The following is a 10,117-nucleotide window of genomic DNA, read 5'->3' on the forward strand; positions in this document are numbered from 1 at the left end:
ATTCCTCCCAGCCCTTTATCAGCAACTACAATCATATCATAATCTTCCTCTTCTGCTACCTGACATATTTTTTCAGCTGGATTTCCTTCATATACTTTTTTTGCTACTTTAATATTTTCTTTTTCTAAAAATTGAGCTGCTTCATCCAAGATTCTATTTCCTTCTTTTTTCTTTTCCTCTCTCATTTCTTCCATTCTTTCCATAGACATTTCTGCATTACTTACCTCGATTGTTTCAATATTATGACTATAATTAGGTGTTACAACAGTTATTAAAGAAACATGAGCATTAAGAGAAGAAGCCAATTTGGCAGCCTCTTTTGCTGCTTTCTTAGAACTTTCTGACCCATCTACAGCAAGCAGTATTTTTTTCAACCAAACCACCTCCTCTCAAAAATATTTAACTTAAGTAAAAATTATTTTGCTTCAACAACAAATTTAATTGCAGTTCTTTTCTCACCATTGATCTCTATATCTTTAAATCCAGGAACACAAATAAGATCAAGACCACTGGGTGCTACATAACCTCTACTAATCGCTATAGCCTTTACAACCTGATTTACAGCTCCAGCTCCAACTGCCTGTAATTCTGCTTCACCATGTTCCCTAATTGTCCCTGCAATTGCACCTGCCACAGAATTCGGATCAGACTTTGATGAAACTTTTAACACATCATTTTTTGGTGAATTTTTTTCTTCATTTTTTTCTTCAGTATTATTTTCTTCTGTTTCAAACATCTTAAATACCCCCATTATTATTTATTTTTATATCTCTTATTATTTTAATTATAGAAATATCCGGAAATACCTTTTATTTAAATAATTAAATTAAAAATTTTTAGAAAAATTTTTGACATAGATGGTACCCCTGGCGGGAATCGAACCCACGCACCCGGTTCCGGAGACCGGTGCTCTATCCACTGAGCTACAGGGGCATTATAATAATTATGGAGTATTACCATTTATTAATTTTATCAGAACTAAAACTCTCTGTCAAAACCAGTTATATAATTTTTTCCCATTTTTCATATAATTTTTCTAATTTTTCTTCAATATTTTCATATTTCATTTTTAACTCATTTAAATATTTATGATCAGAAAGATTTTCAGGGTCAACCATTTTTTCTTCTAGTTCTTCTTTTTCATTCTCAAGTTTCATTATCTTTTCTTCTAAATTATTTTTTTTCTTTTCCTTTTTCCTTTCTTTCCGCTGCTTTTCTTTTTGTCTATAATAAAAATTATCTTTATTGGCTTTACTTTCTTTTTTCATTGTTTCATTCTTTTTTTCTTGTTTTTTCTTTTTCCAATAATAATCATAATTCCCATAATATTTTTTAAGGCTACCATTTTCCAATTCATAAGTATAATCAATTATTTTATTCAAAAAATATCTATCATGAGATACTACAAGTATTGTTCCGGGATATTGTTTTAAAGCTTTTTCTAATACTTCTCTGGACGCAAGATCCAGGTGATTTGTTGGTTCATCAAGAACTAAAAAATTATAATCTCCCTGCATTAATTGTAATAATCTAAGTCTACTTTTTTCCCCTCCACTAAGATCTTTAATCTTTTTAAATACTTCATCATTTCTAAATAAAAATGCTGCCAGTAAATTTCTAGCCTCACCTTCAGTCATTGGCCTTTCTCTTCTCAAAGCAGAAATTAAATTATCTTCAGGATTAAAACCATCAAACTCCTGACTATAATAACCCATTCTAACATTTTTTCCTATCTTATATATACCAGAATCTGCTGATACTTCTCCAGAAATTATTTTTAAAATTGTACTCTTACCTGTTCCGTTTTTACCTATAATAGCAGATTTTTCGCCTCTATAAATATCTAAATTTATGTCCTCAAGTATATTTTCATCTGAAAAATTTTTACTTATATTCTTTATTTTAAGTACATCATTTCCCCCAATTTCATCTATATTAAAACTCAAATTCATTTTTGGTCCACCAAGAGTTGGTTTCTCCAGTTTATTCATTTTTTCTAATCTTTTTTTCATACTTTCTGCTCTTTTATGTAATTTAGGGTTATCACTTCTGTTACCCCATCTTTTTAATCTTTTAATAGATTCTTTTAAATCTTTAATCTTTTTTTGCTGAACTTCATATTCATGTAAACGTTTTTCATATCTTCTTTTTCTTTCTTTTAAATAATATGAATAATTACCTTTATAAATTTCTTCTTTACCGTTTTTTATCTCCACAATTCTGGTAACAACATTATCTAAAAAATATCTATCATGAGATATAATTACAACTGCTCCCTGATAATCATTTAAGTAATTTTCCAGCCACTGTATTGATGGTATATCCAGGTGATTTGAAGGCTCATCTAATAAAAGTAAATCTGGCTTACTTAAAAGTAATTTCACCAAACCCAGACGAGTTTTTTCACCACCACTAAATGTATAGATTTTTTTATCTAATTCTTCTAAGGAAAAACCCAATCCTACAGCTACTTTTTTAATTTCACTTTTATAGCTATAACCACCCATTTTTTCAAATTCATGCTGTAATTCACTATATTCTTTTAATAATTCATTTAATCTAGAATCATTTTTATCTTTTTTATTACCTAATTGACTAATTTCATTTTCCAATCCAGAAATTTTATCTTTCATTTCAATTACATCTGAAAAAACTTTTAATAATTCTTCATATAAAGTTATCTCTTCCTCTAAATCTGGCATCTGAGATAGATAACCAATTGAAGTATTATTTCTGATTGATAAATTTCCATTATTATAGTTTTCTTCTCCAGAAATAATTTTAAATAAAGTTGTTTTACCTGAACCATTAGGTCCTATAAGTCCAATTTTTTCTTTATCATTTATAGTCATAGAAAAATTTTTTAAAACTTCAGTTAATCCATAATTTTTTTCTATATTATGCAAATTTAAAACACTCATGAAAATATACCTCCAAATTCAGAACTTTTAAAATAATTTTATCAAATTCTTTAGTTTTTTAAGAAGGAATACAATAATTATTATAGAATAGTATATATATAATTCAATATTTAATTTTTAGCTCAAAATTTACAATTGAGCAAAATATTAATTTTATACTTACAAAATGATATAAATATTACAGGAGGAAGTTTTATGCTTAATTTAAACAAAAAACAGGATCTTATTTTAAATGGAAAAATGTCAAAAGTAATTCTTATTCTAGCCGGACCAATCATGTTAAACAATATTATACAATCTATATATAATATTACTGACACCTATTTTGTAGGACAACTTGGTTCTGAACAAATGGCAGCTATGACTTTAGTTTTTCCGGTTATTTTCTTTTTTCTTTCTATCGGAATGGGAATAAATATTGCAGGTACTTCCCTGATTTCGCAATATATTGGTAACAATGAAAAAGACTCAGCTACAAAAGTTGCTGGAGAAGTAATAACTGTAGCTATTTTAATTTCTGTATTTTTAGGTTTCCCAGGTGCTATTGCCGCACCTAAAATCATAAAACTAATGGGGGGAAGCAATGAAATTTTAACTTATGGTACAGAATTTTTAAGACCTATGCTTTTTGGTATGCCCACTTTATTTTTATTTCTGGCATTTACTGCTATTAAACAGGGACAGGGTGATACTGTTACCCCTATGAAATACACTGCTTTTTCTGTAACTTTAAATATAATTCTTGATCCACTTTTTATTTTTGTATTAGATTTTGGAATTCAAGGTGCAGCTTTTGCAACAATACTGGCTAGAGGTATTTTTGCAAGTTATGCAGTTTATACACTATTTTTCCACGAAAATGGAATAAAAATTTCAAAAAAAGATTTGTTATTAGATAATAATGTTATCAAATTAATAAAAGTCGGAATCCCTTCTTCTATTGGTCAATCAATGGCTGCTTTTGGATTTATGTTTCTTAATGGCTTTATAATATCTTTTGGATATACAACTCTTGCAGCTTTTGGAATTGGAAATAGAATAAATTCATTAATTCTCATGCCAGCCATGGGAATTGGAAATGCCTTAGCAACAATAGTTGGGCAAAATTTAGGTGCTGATCAGATTCAAAGAGCCAAAAAAGCTGTAAAAACCAGCTCAATTTTAAGCACTGTCTTTTTACTAATTGGTGGCGGAATATTTTTCCCATTCATCCCTCAAGTATTAAAATTATTTAGTGATGACCCACTTGTTATAAATCAGGGTATAACTTATTTAAGATTAATAACTCTTTCTTTACCGTTAATGGGCTTTTTTCAGATTTTTGTTGGTACCTTCCAGGGTTCAGGACATACAATCTTTGCTATGATATTAATGATCGGAAGATTATGGGTACTACGTTTACCTATGATTTTAGTTTTTAAACAATATACTAACTGGGGATCGAATTCAGTCTGGTATGCAATGGTTCTCAGCAATGCTTTTACCTGTCTTGTAGGTTATGCTATCTATCTATCAGGCCGTTGGGAAGAAAAAGTAATAGATGATAAACCTGCTGCCAAAACTAAAAAAGTATTAGCTAAAGAATAATATATTAAGCAACATTAATATCAGCAACTTTATTTTTATTCATAAAAAACACTGAGACAGTATTATGTCCTACATGTGAACCAATAGCAGCTCCAATTTCAGAAATAAAAAATTCATTTATATCATAATTTTCCTCTATCTTTTCTTTAAGATCTTCCGCAAGTTCTCGATTTGCTGAATGATTGAGGCCAATTATCTGATCTGATAAATTGTGGCCTCTCTCTTCCATCATTCGTATTAAGTATTTAAGCATTTTTTTCTTCCCTCTAACTTTATGCAAAGGTAGAATTTCTCCATCCTGAAAATGTAAAATAGGTTTTATATTTAATACATTACCAATAAATGCCTTGCTGGCAGAAATCCTTCCGCCTCTTTTTAACATCTCCAGAGAGCCAACCGCAAAAATGTGTTCCATATGAGCACAACTATGTTTAGTAATATCTATAATTTCTTCAAATGATTTTCCTTCTTCTCGCGCTTTAGCTGCTTTTAATACCGAAAGTCCAAAACCAGTAGAAGCTGATTTACTATCAATTACTCTAATATCATCTGATCCAATATTTTTTTTTGCAAGTGCTGCTGATTCATAAATACCACTTAGATTGGATGAAAAATTTATAGAAATAATTTTATACCCATTATCTAAAGCTTTTTTAAATTTATTTTCAAAAATATTAGGTGAAATTCTGGAAGTTTTAGGTATTACTTCATTTTCATCAATTTTTTTATAAAATTCATCAGGTTTAAGATCAATTCTATCTCTAAAATTTTCTTCACCAAAATTTACCGGGGTGCCAAGCATCTCAATATCATACTTTTTCAAAGTGTGATCAGGTAAGTCAGAGCAGCTATCAGTAAATATTTTTATTTTTTCCACTTTATTCATCCCCTTTTTTGAACACAACATTAAATTATTTTATAAATTATAATTACTTTCATCTGGATCCTGACGAAAAATAATAAATACATTACCAATTACCTGCACTACTTCTGAGTTAGTTTTTTCTGCAAGTTCATAAGCAGTATCTTTTACACCCTGGGGAGCATTATCCAGAACTCTTCCTTTAATTAGTTCATGAATTTCTAATAATTCTTCCACCTGTTCTAAAACAGACTCTGAAATACCATCTTTACCAATATGAATTACAGGATCAAATTCATTTGCTTCACCTCTAAGATAACTTCTTTGCTTTCCACTTAACATAATAGCACCTCCTTATATTTTGATTATTTAACATATTCAAATTCCATATTACCTATCTTTACAGTGTCTCCATCCTTAATACCTTTTTGGTTCATTTTCTTTTTTAATCCATTGTGATTTAAAACTCTCATCATTCTTTTTACTGCTGCTTCATTATTAAAATCTGTCTTTTCTATTTGCTTTTCTACTAAAGTACCTCTTACCCTATATTCATGTTTACCTATTCTTTTTATTTCAATTTCAGGATTTTCTGCAAAATCTGGTTTTATAACTACTCCTCTTCTTCTGGATATATCTTCTTTACTATCAGGTAATTCCTGCAATTTATCCCAGAGATAATGTTTGAGCTTTTTTAAGCCTTTATGAGTTACAGCAGAAATAGGAAAAACAGTAAATCCTCTACCCTCAAATTCTTTAATCAATTTTTCAACATTCTCTTTGGCAGAAGGAAGATCCATTTTATTAAGTGCTATAATTTGAGGTAATTCAGCTAAATGTTCATTATAATTTTCTAATTCATTATTTATTATTTCAAAATCTTTAATTGGGTCTCTACCTTCGATAGCGGAAGCATCTAAAACATGTAATAAAAGTTTTGTTCTTTCAACATGTTTTAAAAACTCATCACCAAGACCAACTCCGTTATGAGCCCCTTCAATAAGACCAGGGATATCTGCCATTACATAGGATTGAAAATCATTAATTGAGACTACTCCTAAATTCGGTTTAAGAGTAGTAAAATGGTAAGAATCAATCTTAGGTTTAGCTGCAGACACTGCTGAAATTAAAGTTGATTTTCCTACATTAGGAAATCCAATTAAACCAACATCAGCTAATAATTTTAATTCCAATTTGATAGTTCTCTCTTCTCCACTTTCTCCCTGTTCGGCAAAAGTCGGTGCCTGTCTTGTTGATTTCGTAAAGCGAGCATTCCCTTTTCCACCTTCACCGCCTTTAGCAACAACAAAACTTTCCCCATCTTCAATTAAATCAGCTATTAATCGTTCTTTTTCTGCATCATAAACCATAGTACCTGTAGGTACCTGTAAAATTAATGTTTCTCCATCACTGCCATGTTTCTGTCTTCCTGAACCATGTTCTCCATTATCAGCTTTATAAAAATTTTTATAGCGGAAATCAGCAAGAGTATTTAAGCCTTCATCAGCTTTAAGAATAACATCTCCACCATCTCCACCATCTCCACCATTAGGACCACCCATATCTTCATATTTTTCTCTGCGAAAACTTACAATACCATTACCACCATCTCCAGCTTTTACTTTAATTTCTAATTCATCAATAAACATATAATATACCTCCAATTAAACCAAAAACCCTCAGCACTAGATCAGCACTGAGGGTCTCTATATAGCTTTTAGTTAGCCAGACTTGCCATTTGATCTTCAGTATAAACACTTATTTGTCGGGATTTTTTCCCTTTTCTTTCAAACCTGACATAACCATCAACTTTAGAGAATAATGTATCATCTCCACCACGACCTACATTCAAACCAGGTCTGAATTTAGTGCCTCGCTGTCTGACTAAAATACTTCCTGCAGAAACAAATTCACCATCAAATTCCTTGACTCCTAGTCGTTTCGATTCACTATCACGACCATTACGCGAACTACCAACACCTTTTTTCTTAGACAATACCCTCACCTCCTGCATACAGGTATTTATTTACATATAATTGACTTATTGTCTAAGCCTTAATTGATTCAATTAAAACTTTCGTATATGGCTGACGATGTCCCATTTTCTTACGTTGACGACTTTTAGGCTTATACTTAAAGATTGTAATTTTTTTATTCTTTCCCTGTTCAATTACTTTACCGGTGACACTTGCATCTTCCAAATATGGGTGTCCAAATTCTGTTTCATCATCTTTTGAGACAGCCATAACTTCATTAAATTCAACATTTTCTTCTTCATCAACAGGTAATTTTTCAACTTTAACAATTTGACCCTCTTCAACTTTATATTGCTTTCCACCTGTTTTTATAATAGCATACATTTCTTCCACCTCCCTTACCTCAGACTCGCCGAAATTAGGTAGTCAAAATGACATTTTGTACCTATTTCGAGCGGTTTTGGTATAAACACCGGCAGAATAAACAAATTTTATTCAGTTTATCCAGCAATTTATTTTAGCATATAAATTATCTTAAGTCAAGTGCAGACAAAGCGTAATCTATTTTTTAGAAATAATATTTATATCTTCAATATGAAAACTATTATTCCCTTTAATTTTAATTTTCATATCTAATTCTTTTTCCAATTCTTTTAGCTTTCTTTTTGGTTTGCGAAATACTGCTACTACATCTGGATGTAATTCCAGTTGCACCTTTTTTACATTTTCATCAACGGCCATCATGTGTAATTTTCGTCTCACTCTTAAAGCCATAGTCTCAGCTGAAAGAACTTTTCCGGTCCCTTTACAATATGGACATTCCTTTTGCAGTAATTCACCAAATCTTTCTCTCACTTTTTTACGAGTCATTTCTACTAAACCTAATCTTGTCAATCCTAACATAGCTGTTTTGGTCCTATCTTTAGCCAATTCTTTTTCTAATACATCCAGAACTTCTCTTTGATGATGTTCTTTTTCCATATCTATAAAATCAATTATAATAATACCACCAATATCCCTTAATCGTAACTGTCTGGCTATTTCTTTAGCAGCTTCTAAATTTGTTCTAAATACAGTATCCTGTAAATCTTTGCTACCAGTATACTTACCTGTATTAACATCTACTGAAACTAATGCCTCTGTTGAATCAAAAATAACATAACCACCAGAATCAAGCCATACTTTTCGCTTTAAAGCTTTATCAAGTTCTTTTTCAATACCATAAGTAGTAAAGATAGGTAAATCTTTATCATACAAATAAATTCTATTTTCAACTTCTGGAGCTATATTAGAAGCCAATTGTTTAAGTTTATTATAATCATCACTATCATCAATGACAACTTTTTTTGTATCTTCTGAAAGATGGTCTCTGGCTATTTCTTTTATTAACTCTACATCCCGATATAATAATTTAGGAGCTTTTGAATTTTTATACCTTTTTTGAGTATCACGCCAAATTGTCATTAAATAATTAAAATCCTTTTGTAATTCAGAGCGATCACGATGATAAGCATTTGTTCTAACTATTACCCCTTTATTATCACTAATCTCACCTGCTATTCTTTTAAGACGATTTCTTTCATGACTTTCATTTATTCTACGTGATACACCAATTTTATTTTCATAAGGTAATAAAACAAAATAACGTCCCGGTAAACTTACTTTACAAGTGACTTTAGGACCTTTAGTTCCAATTGGTTCTTTTTCAACCTGAACCATTAATTCTTCACCTGGTTGAAGTAAATTTTTAATACTTAAGTTTTTTTCTGACCATTTTTTCTTTTCTTCTTTATTAAATCGAGGATACAAGTCACTAATATGTAGAAATGCATTTTTTTCCAATCCAATATCAACAAAAGCTGCCTGCATTCCTGGTAAAACGTCTCTAACAGCTGCTCTATATATATTTCCAGCAATTCGATCATAACTCTCTCGCTCAAAAAATATATCTTCTAATTTATTATTTTTTAAAACTGCTGCTCTTTTTTCACTAAAATTAGAATTAATAATTATTTGTTTTGCCAATGTTATCTCAACTCCTCACTACCTGACTGGCAAATGGTTTTAATAACTTATCACCTTTTTTAACAAACATACCTTCTCGAATTACATTAACAAGAGGGACTTCTTTTATTGATTCATATCTTTCATTTAAAGCCTTAATTAATTCTGAAGGTCGTACATTACCACTACTACCTGTACTAACTGTAAAATACCAAACAGGATAATTTTTATCAATTTCTATATCATAAATCATAGGTCTTAGGTCAAGTCTTCGATCATCTTTTTTTCTTCTTTTTCTTATGATTTCAATTTCATTTTTTGATTCTAAATTTTCAAGAATTTTTTCATCATCTATTTTATTTTTGTCATAGTCAAAATTAATACTATAAATTGCTGTATCAACTATAGCCTGTAAAGATTTTACTTTTTCAGGAACATATTTTGCTTCCTTAATTCTTATATATTTTGGTAAAGATTCGTTTAACCTTACTACAACTTCTTTTTCATCAATTTTTTCTTTAAGACTAAGATCAAAAAATTCACCTTTGCCTACCATTCCAACTGCCAGAGGCTGTCCTAATGCTAAGACTAAATGAGGATTATAACCCTGTGTATATTCTGCTGGAAGATTAGCCCTTCTTACAGCCCTTCTTATTGTATCCATTAGTTCTAGATGGGAAATATACCTAACACCTTTCAATTTAGAAAATTCTATTCTTATTTTCATATTAAAAATCATCCCCTATTATATCCAGTTCTACTCCCAG

General features: G+C 30.2%; 11 protein-coding genes, 1 tRNA gene and 1 other annotated feature. Of the genes, 1 reads left to right on the top strand and 11 read right to left on the bottom strand.

Features of this window, described 5'->3' with window-relative positions:
* The 4 genes from VJ881_05990 to abc-f form a co-directional block, all read right to left on the bottom strand.
* Positions 1-374: universal stress protein (locus tag VJ881_05990; protein ID HKL75600.1), on the bottom strand; the 374-nt coding region annotated here is incomplete at its 3' end.
* A gap of 41 nt (positions 375-415) precedes the next feature.
* On the bottom strand, positions 416-736 hold the full coding sequence (locus VJ881_05995; GenBank protein ID HKL75601.1) for a stage V sporulation protein S: 321 nt from the start codon (positions 734-736) through the stop codon (positions 416-418).
* A gap of 122 nt (positions 737-858) precedes the next feature.
* Positions 859-933, bottom strand: a tRNA-Arg gene (locus VJ881_06000).
* Positions 934-1,001: 68 nt separating this feature from the next.
* Positions 1,002-2,921, bottom strand: coding sequence for an ABC-F type ribosomal protection protein (gene abc-f / locus VJ881_06005; protein ID HKL75602.1), 1,920 nt, complete (start codon positions 2,919-2,921; stop codon positions 1,002-1,004).
* 195 nt (positions 2,922-3,116) lie between these two features.
* On the opposite strand from abc-f, the gene VJ881_06010 reads away from it, so the two are divergent.
* Positions 3,117-4,508, top strand: a complete 1,392-nt coding sequence (locus tag VJ881_06010; GenBank protein ID HKL75603.1) for an MATE family efflux transporter — start codon at positions 3,117-3,119, stop codon at positions 4,506-4,508.
* 4 nt (positions 4,509-4,512) lie between these two features.
* Here the strand turns inward: VJ881_06010 and VJ881_06015 are convergent, their stop codons facing one another.
* The 7 genes from VJ881_06015 to VJ881_06045 all read right to left on the bottom strand — a co-directional run bounded on the left by VJ881_06015 (position 4,513) and on the right by VJ881_06045 (position 10,077).
* Positions 4,513-5,394, bottom strand: a complete 882-nt coding sequence (locus tag VJ881_06015; GenBank protein HKL75604.1) for a DegV family protein — start codon at positions 5,392-5,394, stop codon at positions 4,513-4,515.
* 30 nt (positions 5,395-5,424) lie between these two features.
* Positions 5,425-5,712, bottom strand: a complete 288-nt coding sequence (gene yhbY / locus VJ881_06020; GenBank protein ID HKL75605.1) for a ribosome assembly RNA-binding protein YhbY — start codon at positions 5,710-5,712, stop codon at positions 5,425-5,427.
* 23 nt (positions 5,713-5,735) lie between these two features.
* Complete coding sequence (obgE, locus tag VJ881_06025; GenBank protein ID HKL75606.1) at positions 5,736-7,019, bottom strand: GTPase ObgE; 1,284 nt, start codon at positions 7,017-7,019, stop codon at positions 5,736-5,738.
* Between the two features lie 68 nt (positions 7,020-7,087).
* Positions 7,088-7,384 carry a 50S ribosomal protein L27 gene (gene rpmA / locus VJ881_06030; protein ID HKL75607.1) on the bottom strand — a complete coding sequence of 99 codons (297 nt, stop codon included), beginning with the start codon at positions 7,382-7,384 and terminating at the stop codon, positions 7,088-7,090.
* A gap of 34 nt (positions 7,385-7,418) precedes the next feature.
* Positions 7,419-7,730, bottom strand: coding sequence for a 50S ribosomal protein L21 (rplU, locus tag VJ881_06035; GenBank protein ID HKL75608.1), 312 nt, complete (start codon positions 7,728-7,730; stop codon positions 7,419-7,421).
* An 11-nt stretch (positions 7,731-7,741) separates the two neighbouring features.
* Positions 7,742-7,816, bottom strand: a sequence feature (ribosomal protein L21 leader region).
* A gap of 91 nt (positions 7,817-7,907) precedes the next feature.
* Complete coding sequence (locus VJ881_06040) at positions 7,908-9,371, bottom strand: Rne/Rng family ribonuclease (GenBank protein ID HKL75609.1); 1,464 nt, start codon at positions 9,369-9,371, stop codon at positions 7,908-7,910.
* Between the two features lie 7 nt (positions 9,372-9,378).
* On the bottom strand, positions 9,379-10,077 hold the full coding sequence (locus tag VJ881_06045) for a TIGR03936 family radical SAM-associated protein (protein HKL75610.1): 699 nt from the start codon (positions 10,075-10,077) through the stop codon (positions 9,379-9,381).
* Positions 10,078-10,117: the final 40 nt, after the last annotated feature.

The sequence above is a fragment of the Halanaerobiales bacterium genome, assembly GCA_035270125.1.
Classification (GTDB): Bacteria; Bacillota; Halanaerobiia; order Halanaerobiales; family DATFIM01; genus DATFIM01.

Bases quoted from the DNA above. Each gene is read 5' to 3' on its own strand.
- VJ881_05995 (HKL75601.1), bottom strand. From the start codon at position 736: ATGTTTGAAACAGAAGAAAATAATACTGAAGAAAAAAATGAAGAAAAA.
- abc-f (HKL75602.1), bottom strand. From the start codon at position 2,921: ATGAGTGTTTTAAATTTGCATAATATAGAAAAAAATTATGGATTAACT.
- VJ881_06010 (HKL75603.1), top strand. From the start codon at position 3,117: ATGCTTAATTTAAACAAAAAACAGGATCTTATTTTAAATGGAAAAATG.
- VJ881_06015 (HKL75604.1), bottom strand. From the start codon at position 5,394: ATGAATAAAGTGGAAAAAATAAAAATATTTACTGATAGCTGCTCTGAC.
- yhbY (HKL75605.1), bottom strand. From the start codon at position 5,712: ATGTTAAGTGGAAAGCAAAGAAGTTATCTTAGAGGTGAAGCAAATGAA.
- obgE (HKL75606.1), bottom strand. From the start codon at position 7,019: ATGTTTATTGATGAATTAGAAATTAAAGTAAAAGCTGGAGATGGTGGT.
- rpmA (HKL75607.1), bottom strand. From the start codon at position 7,384: ATGCAGGAGGTGAGGGTATTGTCTAAGAAAAAAGGTGTTGGTAGTTCG.
- rplU (HKL75608.1), bottom strand. From the start codon at position 7,730: ATGTATGCTATTATAAAAACAGGTGGAAAGCAATATAAAGTTGAAGAG.
- VJ881_06045 (HKL75610.1), bottom strand. From the start codon at position 10,077: ATGAAAATAAGAATAGAATTTTCTAAATTGAAAGGTGTTAGGTATATT.